The organism is Bradyrhizobium sp. 139 (assembly GCF_023074175.1).
In the GTDB taxonomy this organism is placed as follows: Bacteria; Pseudomonadota; Alphaproteobacteria; order Rhizobiales; family Xanthobacteraceae; genus Bradyrhizobium.
In genome coordinates this window covers 197,411-209,998 of record NZ_JADPKS010000107.1, presented here as the reverse complement: position 1 = coordinate 209,998, position 12,588 = coordinate 197,411, and the positions used below count along the sequence as shown (strand labels likewise).

The 12,588-nt window shown below is 64.4% G+C and carries 13 protein-coding genes; 6 read left to right on the top strand and 7 right to left on the bottom strand.

What is annotated here, in order from left to right; all coding sequences use genetic code 11:
* Positions 1 to 296 precede the first annotated feature (296 nt).
* From IVA80_RS25065 to IVA80_RS25055, 3 genes are all read left to right on the top strand, one after another.
* Positions 297 to 497 (top strand): hypothetical protein, encoded by a 201-nt coding sequence (locus tag IVA80_RS25065; RefSeq protein ID WP_247436747.1) that lies wholly within the window; start codon positions 297 to 299, stop codon positions 495 to 497.
* A 163-nt stretch (positions 498 to 660) separates the two neighbouring features.
* Positions 661 to 1,050: a metalloregulator ArsR/SmtB family transcription factor gene (locus IVA80_RS25060; RefSeq protein ID WP_247436745.1), complete on the top strand. Its 390-nt coding sequence runs from the start codon at positions 661 to 663 to the stop codon at positions 1,048 to 1,050.
* Positions 1,050 to 1,541, top strand: coding sequence for an SRPBCC family protein (locus IVA80_RS25055; RefSeq protein WP_247436743.1), 492 nt, complete (start codon positions 1,050 to 1,052; stop codon positions 1,539 to 1,541). The genes IVA80_RS25060 and IVA80_RS25055 overlap by 1 nt, the downstream gene beginning before the upstream one ends.
* A gap of 127 nt (positions 1,542 to 1,668) precedes the next feature.
* Here IVA80_RS25055 and IVA80_RS25050 read toward each other — a convergent pair whose 3' ends face one another.
* The 3 genes from IVA80_RS25050 to IVA80_RS25040 are packed head-to-tail and all read right to left on the bottom strand — an operon-like array spanning position 1,669 to position 4,801.
* Positions 1,669 to 2,889 (bottom strand): ABC transporter substrate-binding protein, encoded by a 1,221-nt coding sequence (locus IVA80_RS25050; RefSeq protein ID WP_247436741.1) that lies wholly within the window; start codon positions 2,887 to 2,889, stop codon positions 1,669 to 1,671.
* Positions 2,890 to 2,908: 19 nt separating this feature from the next.
* Entirely contained in the window at positions 2,909 to 3,883 is a 975-nt protein-coding gene (locus IVA80_RS25045) for a tripartite tricarboxylate transporter substrate binding protein (RefSeq protein ID WP_247436738.1), read from the bottom strand.
* A gap of 36 nt (positions 3,884 to 3,919) precedes the next feature.
* Positions 3,920 to 4,801 (bottom strand): IclR family transcriptional regulator, encoded by an 882-nt coding sequence (locus IVA80_RS25040; RefSeq protein ID WP_247436736.1) that lies wholly within the window; start codon positions 4,799 to 4,801, stop codon positions 3,920 to 3,922.
* A 212-nt stretch (positions 4,802 to 5,013) separates the two neighbouring features.
* On the opposite strand from IVA80_RS25040, the gene IVA80_RS25035 reads away from it, so the two are divergent.
* Positions 5,014 to 5,856, top strand: coding sequence for a hypothetical protein (locus tag IVA80_RS25035; protein WP_247436734.1), 843 nt, complete (start codon positions 5,014 to 5,016; stop codon positions 5,854 to 5,856).
* Positions 5,857 to 5,859: 3 nt separating this feature from the next.
* Here IVA80_RS25035 and IVA80_RS25030 read toward each other — a convergent pair whose 3' ends face one another.
* The 4 genes from IVA80_RS25030 to IVA80_RS25015 form a co-directional block, all read right to left on the bottom strand.
* A complete protein-coding gene (locus IVA80_RS25030) occupies positions 5,860 to 7,071 on the bottom strand; it encodes an ABC transporter substrate-binding protein (RefSeq protein ID WP_247436732.1) in 1,212 nt (403 codons plus the stop codon).
* 44 nt (positions 7,072 to 7,115) lie between these two features.
* Positions 7,116 to 7,973 carry a fumarylacetoacetate hydrolase family protein gene (locus IVA80_RS25025; RefSeq protein ID WP_247436729.1) on the bottom strand — a complete coding sequence of 286 codons (858 nt, stop codon included), beginning with the start codon at positions 7,971 to 7,973 and terminating at the stop codon, positions 7,116 to 7,118.
* Between the two features lie 19 nt (positions 7,974 to 7,992).
* Entirely contained in the window at positions 7,993 to 9,501 is a 1,509-nt protein-coding gene (locus tag IVA80_RS25020) for a bifunctional 3-(3-hydroxy-phenyl)propionate/3-hydroxycinnamic acid hydroxylase (RefSeq protein WP_247436727.1), read from the bottom strand.
* 155 nt (positions 9,502 to 9,656) lie between these two features.
* On the bottom strand, positions 9,657 to 10,448 hold the full coding sequence (locus IVA80_RS25015) for a DNA-binding transcriptional regulator (RefSeq protein ID WP_247436725.1): 792 nt from the start codon (positions 10,446 to 10,448) through the stop codon (positions 9,657 to 9,659).
* Between the two features lie 146 nt (positions 10,449 to 10,594).
* On the opposite strand from IVA80_RS25015, the gene IVA80_RS25010 reads away from it, so the two are divergent.
* Complete coding sequence (locus IVA80_RS25010) at positions 10,595 to 11,578, top strand: VOC family protein (RefSeq protein ID WP_247436723.1); 984 nt, start codon at positions 10,595 to 10,597, stop codon at positions 11,576 to 11,578.
* Positions 11,579 to 11,622: 44 nt separating this feature from the next.
* Entirely contained in the window at positions 11,623 to 12,585 is a 963-nt protein-coding gene (locus IVA80_RS25005; RefSeq protein ID WP_247436721.1) for an MBL fold metallo-hydrolase, read from the top strand.
* The last annotated feature ends 3 nt before the right edge of the window (positions 12,586 to 12,588 follow it).

Here is a 12,588-nt window from a genome sequence, read left to right as displayed (position 1 = left end):
GGCTGGCTGCGAGCGGAAGCATGGCCGCCTTGGCGAAGGCCCGCCGGCTGATCGAAAGGGATTGTGAGGTGACAAGAATGGACACGGGCTTGACGAACAGATCGCTGACGCCTCCAGTGCCAGTCGTACCTGCAAAAGGCGTCCCGCCTCAATTCACAATCGCGCGTTGGAAGTTCCGCGCCCGGACCTTCTAGCCGCCGAAGAGCTTGTAGTTCAAACCGAGGCGGACGATGTCGTTGCGGATGTGGGACTGACTTCCCAGAGACGTAAAGAACGCCTCCCCGGATCGGGAAGCTGTGGCTGATCGTGCCGAGGTCGAGGTGGAGATACTCGATCTTTCCAGTCCAGTTGCCGAACAACCAGGCTTCGATGCCGCCGCCGGCGACCCAGCCGCCCCTGGTCTGTTTGAAGCTGGAGGTGTAATCGAAGCTCGCCGTAAAGATGCCGCGCAGCCCAACGGCACGTCAAATCGAGAAAAATCGATCGACCGCATCTGACCACAGTCGAGGAAGGGCTGGCTGTACCCCGGCGGCCGCCATAGTCCCAGATATTCGTAGCCTCGCCACGGCAGCCCGGGTGCTTGCAGGGAAATGATTCATAACTTAGCTCATTGGCTAACAATCATTGACAGCTTCGCGTGGTCCATTTATAGTTATCTTCATGGCTAACCAATTATCCCGGCTCGACCAGATCTTTTCCGCCCTTGCCGATCCCACCCGGCGGGCGATCGTGATGCGGCTCTGCGCCGGCGAGGCGTCGGTCGGCGAGCTCGCCAATCCGTTCGCGATGGCGCTGCCGAGCTTCATGAAACACATCCGTGCGCTGGAGACGAGCGGGCTCGTTCAGTCGGAGAAATCCGGCCGCGTGCGCACCTGCCGCCTCAGTCCGGACGCGCTGCTCGGCGCGGAGGACTGGTTCCAGCAGCAGCGCGCGGTCTGGGAGGCGCGGCTCGACCGGTTCGAGGCCTACGTGATGAAGCTCAAGAAAGAGAAGGAGAGGGCGGCCGCCAAGCGGCCGTCCCGCACAACCAAACGGAAAGGTGCTGAGTGATGACGAATTCTGCCAATCCCGCCCTGTCGCAATGGTCGCTCGACCGCGAGATCGTGATGTCGCGCGTGATCGACGCGCCGCGCGATCTGGTGTTCGAGGCGTGGTCCGACCCGAAGCATCTGCCGCAATGGTTCGGGCCGAAAGGATTCAAGGTCGAGACCTTCGAGATCGACGTGCGGGTCGGCGGCGTCTGGCGCTTCAACATGATCGGGCCTGACGGCACGGTCTATCCGAACCGCATGCGCTTTCGCCGCATCGAGCGGCCATCCCTGATGGAGATGGATCACGGCGCCGATCAGGACGACGATCCCGGCCTGTTTCGCTTTACCATCACGTTCGCGGAGCAAAGCAACGGCAAGACCGTGCTGATGATGCGGCAACTGGCCTCGAGCACCGCGCAGCGTGACGGGATGATCGGCTTCGGTGCCGTTGAATACGGCTACCAGACACTGGACAAGCTCGCGGCGTATGTGGGTGGGATGAAGAGCTAGGACGAGCAGCCATCTCCGTTCTTCATGACGAGGAGGCCGCGAAGCGGCCGCCTCGGAGCACGAGGGCACCGGCCGCGCCTTCATCCTTCGAGACGCGCGTTCCGCGCTCCTCAGGAAGAGGGTCACCTCACTCCATCGCTTCGTCTGTGACGATGCCGCCGAGTTTCTGCCAGCGCTGACCGTCGAACTGCACCATCTGGAACTGCTTGTTGACTCGGTAGTCAGTCGGCGTCGTCGTCACCGAAATGCCCGGCAGCGTCAGGTCGAGTTCGATGTACTTCAGGCTGGCGGCCTGACGCATCACGTTCTCGCGGGTGAGATCGTCGCCGCACTGCTTCAGCACCTGCACCAGGAGCTGTGCGGTGATGTAACCGTAGACATTCAGGTTGGAATCCCTGTCGCCGTCCGGATAATACTTCGCCATGAAGGCGAGATAGCGCTTCATACCGGGATCATCCTTCCATTCGGGATCAGCGGAATCCTTGACATAGCCGACGCTGACGACGCCCTTGGCGTTGTCGAGGCCGGCTGGCTTCAGCACCGCGCTGACCGAGGAGGCGTTGATGTCGATGATGTGCAACGGCTTCCAGCCGATCTCGGCGACCTTCTTGATCGCCTGCGCCGCCTGTTTCGGTGTGGTGGCGCTGAACAACACATCGGCGCCGGCATCTTTCAGCCGCAGGATCTGTGAGTCGATGGTTGGCTCGGTGATCTCGTAGGAGGTCTCGGCCACGACCATCTTCGCCTTGTCGCCGAGACCGGCCTTGAGGCCGGCGAGATAGTCCTTGCCGAGATCGTCGTTCTGGTAGAGCACCCCGATCTTGGCGTTCGGATGGTTCTTCAGAATATATTGCGCGTAGATCCGGCCCTCGACGAGATAGGACGGGTTGAAGCCCATGGTCCAGGGAAAGTTCTTGGGGTCGGTAAAGCGCGCTGCGCCAGTCGCGGCAAAGAGCTGCGGGACCTTCTTGGCGTTGAGATATTTCTGCACGGCAACATTCGGCGCGGTGCCGATGATCTGGAAGGTCAGCAGCACCTCGTCGCTTTCGACCAGCCTACGGGTCTGCTCCACCGTCTTTGGCGGCGAGTAGGCATCGTCATACTGGATCAGCTCGATCTTGCGGCCGTTCACACCGTCCTGGTCGTTGATCATCTTCATGTAGGCGGCCTGGGTCTTGCCGATCACGGCATAGGCCGAGGCCGGTCCACTCAGCGGCACGGTCTGACCGACCTTGATCTCGGTGTCGGAGGCGCCGGGATCGGATTTCTTTTGCGCCTGCACGGCCGGGATCGACAGCGCGACAATCAGCGCTGAGGCTGCGGCTAGCTTGAGAAGAGCGTTCGTCATTTCCATCTCCCTGTGATCGTCATTCGCCCTTGAGGCCCGCCTCGCGGATCAGGACGGTCCATTTCTGCGTCTCGTTGTCGATGAACTGGCCGAACTGGGCCGCGGTGCCGGCACGCACCTCAAGGCCTTGGGCGGTCAGCTTGTCCTTGATCGCGGGGTCGGCGAGCGTGCGCAGGACCTCCGCTTGCAGCTTGTCGACGATGTCGCGCGGCGTCGTTGATGGCGCCATGAAGCCGTACCAGCCGGTGGCGGCCACGTTGGGAAAGCCCTGTTCGCGCAGGGTCGGCGCCTGCGGGTAGAGCGCGCTGCGCTCAGCCGAGGCGACGCCGAGCACGATGAATTTGCCGCTTTGGATGTAGGGCAGCGCGGTCGGCAACGCCGTCAGCGTAGCGTCGACACGGCGGGCGAGCAGCTCGGTGTAAGACGCCGCATCGCCGCGGAAGGGAATGTTGAGACCCTTGACGCCGGCATCCCGGAACAGGAACTCGCCCGCAAGATGCGGCTGCGAGCCGGCGCCGGGCGAGGCGAAGGTCAATCCATCTGGCCTCGATTTGCCGTAGGCGATCAAGTCAGGCAGCGTCTTGAAGGGTGCGTCCGCGCTGATGATCAGGAACAGCGGCGCGATCACCGCCATGGCGACCGGCTGAAGGTCCTTGCGCTCGTAGGTCAGCTTGCCGAACAGCGCTTCGGCGGTGGCGTAGGGGGCAGCCACATAGAGAATGGTGTAGCCGTCGCCCGGCGCATGCGCGACCGTGTCGTTGGCAATGCGCGTGCCGGCGCCCGGCTTATTCTCGACGATGAACTGCTGGTGCAGGCTGCGGCCGAACTCTTCGGCCAGCAAACGCAGCGAGATGTCGTTGGAGCCGCCGGGCCCGTAAGGCGAGATCAACCGGACCAGGCGCGACGGCAAGGCCTCCTCAGCGCGCGCGGAGAATGGAAGTCCGGATGGCAAAAGGGCGAGGGTGCCCAGCAATGTTCGGCGTGTGACGGTCATGGTGGCCTCCCGATGGTGGAGCGCCAGTGTTCTTGTTCATCTCCTGGCTCTCTTCTTGTTTTGCTTTTGTGTCTCGGCCGCCGGTCCCGCCGCGCCAATGATGGCGCGGATGCTGTCGGCGAGCGCCGCGATGCGCGGACCGATCTCGCCCTCCAACTGGCCCGGCTGGAGCCGGAACGCGGGAATGCCGCAATTGATCGAGAATGTCTGCTTGGTCTCGCTTGCGTGAAACAGCGGCGCAGCGACGGCGTGGATCGAGGCCATGTACTCGCCCCAGCAGGTGCAGAAGCCGCGGCTGGCGCATTGTGCGAGGCCAGCGCGGTATCTGTCGCGGAAGGCTGACCACAGCTCGGGGTCCTCGCTTGCGATGCGCTCTGCGAGGAGTGCCGCCTCGGCCTGCAGCAAGGTCGCTGCCGCGGCGCGGCCCATCGCCGTCATCACCACGGGAATGGGCATGCCGATGTCAGGGACGTGCGGGCCGACATCGCCGGAGCGCGCGGTCTCGACATAGATCATCGAGGTCGCATCGAGCAGGCCGATCGAGACCGTGCCGCGCACGCTCTGCGCCAGTTCCTGCATCATGGGGCGCGCGAGCTGACGAAATTGCATGTCCGCGAGCAGCGGATGCGCCATCCGCAAGGCGCGTGCGCCGACGCGATATTTGGCGCGCCCGGCGTCGTAGCGGAGATAGCCGAGCTCGGCGAGCGTATGCGTCAGCCGTGCCACCGTCGGCCGCGGAATTCCCGTCAGCGTCGACAGCTCCATGTTGCCGAGCAGCGTCGCCCCGGCCTTGAAGGCTTCGAGCACCACGAGGCCCTTTGCCAGCGTCGTTGCGAACGCGGCGTCATCGGCGCTCGAAGCCAGCACCGCGGCGGCGGACGAGGAGGCGCGGGTCGGTTTGGGTGCGGTTCGAGCCATGCGGGTCTTGATGAACCCGGCGCCGCCTATTGTCCAATAGATTCAGAATTTCTGCCGTCCTCGTCCACTATACGGACGCGGAGCGGTCGCTCGGGCGAGGGCAAAAGCTGCGCGGAAAGCATCGCCGCCCACCGATTTTTGTCGTGATTCCATGGCGTCTTGTGACAGGATTATTACGAAGACATGTCACATCGATTACGGCGGAGCGATTCATGTTGCAGTGGCAGGCGCGGTCAAATCCCCTCGCGTGGTGGTGGGGGTCCCTGACGCTTGTGAGCAGCGCCAATATCCTCGTCTGGTTCATGCTGTACCGCGAGTTCTACCCGACGCCTGCGGGCACTCCCGGCGGCGGATCGGACATCGGCCTGATGTTCCTGCTCTGCGCCGGCTATGTGTTCGGCTGCGCCTTCCGCTCGTTCCTGCCGCGCGCTGACGTGCAGCGCATCTGCCTGTTCGACACCTGGCTCTCCAGCGTCTTTGTCGGCCGCTCCGTCGCGACCGTGGCCGAACTGTGCTTCGTCGCGCAATGGGCGATCATCCTGCACCAGCTCGGCACCATGACAGGCGCCGAGACCGTCGTGAACATCGCGTGGGTGATCGTGCCCATCATCATCATCGCGGAGTGTTTCTCCTGGTACGCGGTGGTGACCACGAACTTCCTCTACAACGCGATCGAGAACTCGCTGTGGGCGGTGACCTTCTTTCTTGCCGGCATCGCGCTTTGCCGGCTGATGCCGGAGTTCCAGGGACCGATGCGCTGGGCGCTGATCGCCGGCATCGTCGGCATCGCCTGCTTCCTCGCCTTCCTCGTCACGGTCGACGTGCCGATGTATCTCAGCCGCTGGCGGGCCGGGCATGCCGAGGACAACAAATTGCTCGGCTTGCTCGAAGGCTTGCATGACGTCTCGACGCGATGGGTCGTGACCCACGACATCGCGCACTGGAAGGGCGAGCTGACCTGGATGTTCCTGTATTTCACCGCCGCGGTGTGGTCGAGCCTTGCGCTCTGCGCGCTCTACGCCATGGAAGGCTATCTGACACGCTATCTGGCCTGACGGCTATTTACCGACCAGGCTGCATTTGCTGCGGTCGAGCGGGCGGAACGCCTCGTCGGGCGGGATCGTCGCGACCAGCTTGACGAAGTCCCAGGGACCTTTGGACTCTTCCGGCGTCTTCACCTGCACCAGATAGAGATCGTGCACCATGCGCTGGTCCTCGCGGATGCGGCCATTGGTGGTGTAGGCATCCGACACCGGCGTTGCCTTCATCCTGGCCATCACGGTCGTGCTGTCGTCCGAGTCGGTGTCCTTCACCGCTTGCAGATAGTGACGTACGGCGGAATAGACGCCGGCCTGGATCTGCGACGGCATCGCTTTGCGGCGCACATAGAACGCGTCGGAGAATTTCCTGGCCGCCGGCGAGACATCCTCGAAGAACGAGGTGACAATGAGATCCCCGCGCGTCGCCTTCAGCCCGACGGACGCGATGTCGACATTCTGGAACGACATCGGCACGATCTTCATGCCTTGGGCGGCAAGGCCAAATTCCTCTGCCTGCTTGATGGCGGTGGCGTTGTCGCCAGCGACATTGATCGCGAGGATCTTTGCGCCCGACGACTGCGCCTGGAGCAGGAACGAGCTGTAGTCGGGCGTGCCGAGCTGCGCTTTCACGCTGCCGGCGACCTTGCCGCCAAGCGCAGCAATGCGGTCGCGCGCGGTCACCTCGATCGAATGGCCGAAAGCATAGTCGCCGGTGATGAAGAACCACGGCTCCTTGCTGGTCTGCATGATGCCGGAGACCACAGCGGTCGCGGTGGAATAAGCGTCCTGGGTCCATTGCACGCTGGTCGGCGCGCAGGCCTCATCGGTGAGCTGATTGGCGCCCGCGCCGGAGACCAGAAAGATCTTGCCGTTGCCGCGCACCAGCTCCTGTACCGCAAGTGCCGCGCCGGAGCTGCCGCCGTCGGCGATCGCCTGGACGCCGTCGTTGAACCACTTTCGCGCCAGCGAGGCCGCGAGGTCCGGCTTGTTCTGGTGGTCGGCCTGCAGGATCTCGATAGGTTTGCCATTGATCCTGCCGCCGAATTCCTCCGCCGCCATCCGCGCCGCCTCGACCGAGCCCGGGCCCATGGCGGTCGCGAAGATGCCGTTCATGTCGGTGAGAACACCGATGCGAACGGCGTCGCCCTTGATCTCGGCGCGCGCAGCGGAGCTCGCGAGCGCCAGCGTGATCAGCAGGATGGCGGTGGATGTGGTGCGAAGCGTGCTCATGGCGTTTCCCTGATTTTTGTCGTTCGATTGATTGGGGCCGGCGGTCAGGCCGGTTCGGCAATGACCTTGTTGCGTAAAGTTCCGATGCCGGAGATCTCGACCTCGACCGTGTCGCCGGGGCGCATCCACAGCGGCGGCGTGCGCTTGGCGCCAACGCCGCCCGGTGTGCCCGTTACGATGACATCGCCGGGGACGAGCGGGCAGATCGTCGAGATGTAGACGATCAGCTCGGGTATCCCTGTGATCAGGAGATCGGTGGTGGTGTGCTGCACGACGGCGCCGTTGAGCCGGGTCTGCAAGGTGAGCTTGGACGGATCAGGGATCTCGTCCGTCGTCACCAGCCACGGGCCAAAGCTGCCGCTCTCGGCAAAGGTCTTGCCGGAGAGGAACTGGCTGGTGTGGCGCTGCCAGTCGCGGATGCTGCCTTCGTTGTAGCAGGAATAGCCGGCGATGTAGTCGAGCGCGCGGCTCGCGGGGATATGGCGGCCTTCCTTGCCGATGACGAGCGCGAGCTCGCCCTCGTAGTCGAAATCGTCGCTGACGTCAGGTTTCACGATGGGTTGGAGATGGCCAACCTGGCTGCAAGGGAAACGGACGAACAGTGCCGGCTTCTCGGTGACGGTGCGGCCGGTTTCAGCGACGTGGTCGCGATAGTTCAAGCCAACACAGATGATCTTGCCGGGATCGGGGATGACAGGTGCGAAGGTGATCCTGTCGAGTGCATGATCGGGCGCGACCGAGCCGGCGAGCTTTGCAGCGTCGGTGAGCCGGCCGGCTTCGAGCAGTCGGCGCAGTGTCGTGCAGCCATCGCCGGCCATGCGCGCACCGAGATCGACGACGCCGTTGTCTTTGACGGCCCCGAATGAGGCGTGTCCGTCGGTGATGAATGAGAGCAGCTTCATGAGATGTCCTGGTGTTCGGTCAGGCCGCGGACGGCACGTGGGTTGAGGGGATGACGGCGGCGATGAGCCGCTCGAGTTCGGTATGGTTGCGGGCGGTGCCGCGCACATAGCGGTCGGGGCGAACGAGCGCGGCGGTGATGCCGTGCTCGCGCAGCCAGCGTCCGATGTCTTCGGCGTCGTCGCCGGTCAGGATTTTGATTCCCGCCTGTGAAAGAGTGAGGGGCGACGGGAGTGCGGCCACGCTCTCGACGAGGAGCACATGGCTGTAGCCGGCGTGGTCGTCGCTACGGCTGCCGTCGCTGAACGTGAACTGCGGCGCGAGATGGCCGGCCAAGGGCAGCTCGTCGAGCGCGAGCCCGGGGCCGAGCAGGGGCTTTTTCACCTCGAGCTTGACCGGCGCATTCTCGCGGGCCTCGCCGGCGCCAAGGCCGGCTCCGATGGCCTTGGTGTTGATCACGCCGCCGAGGCGAATGGCGAGCTCGATGAACTCGCGTACGTGCGGCTGGCGTTCGCTCTGATAGGTGTCGAGCGTATCAGGCGCTGCGCCATTGCGGATGATCGCGCCGAGCTTCCAGGCGAGGTTGGCGGCATCGCGGATGCCGGCGCACATGCCCTGGCCGAGGAAGGGCGGGGTCTGGTGCGCGGAATCGCCCGCGAGCAGCAGCCGACCATTGCGCCATTGCTGCGCGATAACGGAATGAAAAGTGTAGACCGCCGCGCGCTCGATCTCGGCATCATCGGGCGTGATCCAGCGCGACAGCAGTTCCCAGACTTTTGCCGGCTGCGCGATCCCCTGGGAGTCTTCGTCGGGAAGAACCGTGATCTCCCAGCGCCGTCGCGTGCCGGTGCCACGGACATAGGTCGCCGGCCGGCGTGGATCGCAGTGTTGGATGCTGTAGTCGCCGAGGTCGTCGCGGTCGCGCTTGAGCAGCACGTCGATGACGAGCCAGCGTTCGTGAAAGCCGAGATCGTCCATGCCGGAGCCGATCAATCGGCGCACAAGAGAGCGGGCACCGTCGCAACCGACGACATAGCCGGCGCGAACCTCGCTGAGCTTCCCGTTGGAGAGGTCCTCGTAACGCACGTGCACGCCATGTTCATCGCGATCCAGCGCGAAGACATCGCAGCGGTTGCGCAGGGTGACGTGCGGCCAGCGCGCCAGACCGCTGATCAGCACATTCTGGAGATCAGGCTGATGGAAGCGGTAGCTCAGATTCCAGCCCATCGGAGTGAGCGTCTGCGGCCGCGACCAGTCCAGCAGCATCCGGCCGTCCGCGTCGAGGAAGAGCATGCCGGGGCTGAGGATGACGTGCGGCAGGATCGCGTCGGCCAGGCCGATGGTCTGGAACACGCGCATGCATTCGTCGTCGAAATGTACCGCGCGCGGCAAATGATAGGTCCGCGCCTCGCGCTCCAGCACGAGCGTCCGCACGCCGCAGAGGCCGAGCAGGTTGGCGAGCGTGGCACCGACCGGGCCGCGGCCGACGATCACGATGTCAAACTCTTCGGGGACGGATTTATCTTGCATGGGGCTATCTCTTCCCCAAGCGATGCCTTCGCTTCAACGCCGCTGCGCCAAGTGTCCGCCCAGCGGACGCGGCTCTTGCTCGGTCGTCGTGGCCGGTGCAGGCCCGGGCATGACGATGTGGAGGCATCGACGTCAAAATTGCAGCTAGCGAAGTGCTAGACCTCGACCGGGATAGTCGCCGCCGTCTCCTGAAGTTGCGTCGCAAACTGCGCCGCGGCCTCGTCAATCCCCAGCGCCGAGCGGATCCAGATGATGGAGATGCAGCCGAATACGGCCCCGTTGCGAACGATGGGGACGGCAATCGAGGCGGTCTTCGCGTTGTATTCGCCTTCGCTGCGGATCGCGTAGCCACGCGCTTGCGTCTCGGCGATCATGCGGTCGAAGCGGCCTTCCTCGAGGAAGGGGCGGTCGTCAGCCTCGTCGATCCGGCGCAAATGGCTCACGATCAGATCGCGCTCGCGGGCCGGGCAGGCGGCGAGATAGGCGCGCCCCGCTGAGGTCCGCAGCATCGGCAGGCGCTTGCCGATCATGCCGCGATCGATCGAGAGCGGACTGCGGGAATGGGTGGTCTCCTGCACCACCATCGCCGCATTCTCGTAAGTCGAGAGATCGACCGGCCAGACCAGGGTCCTGCTGAGCTCGGCGAGATAAGGCGCGGCCGCCTGGCAGATCACCACGCCGGGATCGTAGCCGTCGCCAAGGCTGAGCGCGCGCCTGGTGACGCGAAAACGGTCGTCGCTGGCGCTGCGGGCGACATAGCCGAGCTCCTCCAGCGTCTCGAGCAGGCGGTAGACGGTTGGGCGAGGCAGGTCGAGCGCGCGGGCGACGTCGCCCGCGCGGATGCCGCCGGAGCGGTTGACCTCGTGCAGCACGTCCAGCCCGCGCTTGAAGGCGCGGACGCCCTCCAACTGCCGCGGCGCTCCGGTGCGCGTCCGCTCCTTGGACACTTCGCATTTCCTCCCTTGTGGCGGATCGCGCCACGATTATCGTCTTTGCAAACGCGGAGCGATTGCGGGCGCCACCGTAGGATCGTGCGCGGCCGGTATCAAGTTCGCCGCAGTGCAGCGGATGCGATGCCCTTTGGAGGAATTCGATGGAAATCACCGCGCTCGGCTATATCGGGATCAACACGTCGCAGCTCGACCAATGGGGCCGGATGGCGACGGGGCTGCTTGGGATGCAGCAGGTCGATCGCGGCGGCAAGATGCGGGCCTTCCGCATGGACGATCGCAAGCAGCGGCTGATCGTCGACGGCAGCAGCGATGCGGGCCTTGCGGTGATGGGCTGGGAGGTTGCGTCGACTGCCGAGCTTGATCAGCTTGCCGGCCGGCTCGAAAGTCATGGCGTCAAGGTAGTCCGCGGATCGCGCGCGCTCGCCGATGAGCGGCATGTGGCCGAGTTGATCACGTTCGCGGACCCGGCCTCCAACCGGCTCGAGGCCTTCTGCAAGCCCGAGCTTGCGACCGAGCCGTTCAAACCGGGCCGGCCGATCTCGGGCTTTCGCACCGGGGCGCTCGGCATGGGGCACCTCGTGATGAACGTGGAAGACGTCGAGCCGCTATTGCCGTTCTACCGCGACGTGCTCGGCTTCCATGTATCCGACTTCGGCCTCAAGCCCTATGGGCTCTATTTCTTCCACGTTAACGGCCGCCACCACAGCTTTGCGATGGTCGGCTCCGGGCGAAAGGCCCTGCATCATTTCATGGTCGAGCTCGGCAGCCTCGACGATGTCGGGCAGGGCTACGACCTCGCGCAGATGGACGACGGCCGCATCGCCTATACGCTGGGCCGGCACACCAACGATCATATGACGTCGTTCTACGTGAACACGCCGTCCGGCTTCTTCATCGAATATGGCTGGGGCGCGCGCGTCATCGAGCCTGCGACCTGGCAGCCGCACGAGACCTTCGACGGGCCGTCGCTGTGGGGCCATGAGCGGCTCTACATGCCGGACGACCAGCGCAAGCGCCTGCGCGACATGCGGCTCGATGCGGCGGCGCGCGGCGTACGCGTGGCCGACCCGCGCGTGCCGCCGTTGAACTGCGCGTGGCTGGATTCGGTGGTCACCCGCGAATGATCCGCCGCCACGCGGCAACGATCTGACATCCAGGAAAGGACGAGATGTTGAAAACCCTCTTGCGGGCAGGCCTCGTGCTGCTCGCGTTCACCACTTCTGCCCCGGCCGAGCCGATCAAGGTGACGCTGCTCGGCACCGGCGTGCCGACGCCGCGACCGACCAGCTTCAGCGCCTCGACGCTGGTGGAGGCGGGCAGCGAAAAGCTGCTGTTCGATCTCGGCCGGGGCTCGACCATGCAGCTCTACAAGCTGAAGATCCCGCTCGGCGCGATCACCGCGAATTTCGTCACGCATCTGCATTCCGACCACATCGTCGGTCTTCCCGACATGTGGCTGACCGGCTGGCTCGCCACGCCCTGGGCTTCGCGCAAGGGGCCGATGAAGCTCTATGGCCCGAAGGGCACCGTGGCGATGACGGAGAACCTGACGAAAGCCTTCGCCGATGACATCCGTATCCGCATCGACGACGAGCATCTCGATCCCGCAGCAATCGCCTTTGCCGCGAAGGAGATCGCGCCCGGGCTGGTCTATGAGAGCAACGGCGTGAGGGTGACCGCAATCGAGGTCAATCACGGCGACAAGATCAAGCCGTCGTTCGGCTATGTCGTCGAATATGACGGCCACAAGGTCGTGCTGTCGGGCGACACGAAGTATGACGAGCGGATCGCGAAGGCAGCCGTGGGCGCTGATCTGCTGATCCACGAGGTCGCGGTGATCGAGCCGGAGCTGCTGGTCAAGAATCCTGTCTATAAGGACATCCAGGCCCACCACACCTCGCCAGAGGAGGGCGGCCGCGTCTTCGCATCGGCCAAGCCGAAGCTCGCGGTATATTCCCACATCGTGTTCGGCACGATGAAGCCTGCGCCCGACATTCCAGAGGAGCCGCTGATCCTGCGCACGCGGACGGAATACAAGGGGCCTCTGCTCGTCGGCCGCGACATGATGTCGTTCAGGATCGGAGATACGGTCGAGGCGTTTGCGCCTGACGGAGCGAAGCTCAAGCCGTGACGC

Excerpts from the sequence above, each read along its gene's own strand:
- IVA80_RS25060 (WP_247436745.1), top strand. The coding sequence starts at position 661 with ATGGCTAACCAATTATCCCGGCTCGACCAGATCTTTTCCGCCCTTGCC.
- IVA80_RS25055 (WP_247436743.1), top strand. The coding sequence starts at position 1,050 with ATGACGAATTCTGCCAATCCCGCCCTGTCGCAATGGTCGCTCGACCGC.
- IVA80_RS25050 (WP_247436741.1), bottom strand. The coding sequence starts at position 2,889 with ATGACGAACGCTCTTCTCAAGCTAGCCGCAGCCTCAGCGCTGATTGTC.
- IVA80_RS25045 (WP_247436738.1), bottom strand. The coding sequence starts at position 3,883 with ATGACCGTCACACGCCGAACATTGCTGGGCACCCTCGCCCTTTTGCCA.
- IVA80_RS25040 (WP_247436736.1), bottom strand. The coding sequence starts at position 4,801 with ATGGCTCGAACCGCACCCAAACCGACCCGCGCCTCCTCGTCCGCCGCC.
- IVA80_RS25035 (WP_247436734.1), top strand. The coding sequence starts at position 5,014 with ATGTTGCAGTGGCAGGCGCGGTCAAATCCCCTCGCGTGGTGGTGGGGG.
- IVA80_RS25030 (WP_247436732.1), bottom strand. The coding sequence starts at position 7,071 with ATGAGCACGCTTCGCACCACATCCACCGCCATCCTGCTGATCACGCTG.
- IVA80_RS25025 (WP_247436729.1), bottom strand. The coding sequence starts at position 7,973 with ATGAAGCTGCTCTCATTCATCACCGACGGACACGCCTCATTCGGGGCC.
- IVA80_RS25020 (WP_247436727.1), bottom strand. The coding sequence starts at position 9,501 with ATGCAAGATAAATCCGTCCCCGAAGAGTTTGACATCGTGATCGTCGGC.
- IVA80_RS25010 (WP_247436723.1), top strand. The coding sequence starts at position 10,595 with ATGGAAATCACCGCGCTCGGCTATATCGGGATCAACACGTCGCAGCTC.
- IVA80_RS25005 (WP_247436721.1), top strand. The coding sequence starts at position 11,623 with ATGTTGAAAACCCTCTTGCGGGCAGGCCTCGTGCTGCTCGCGTTCACC.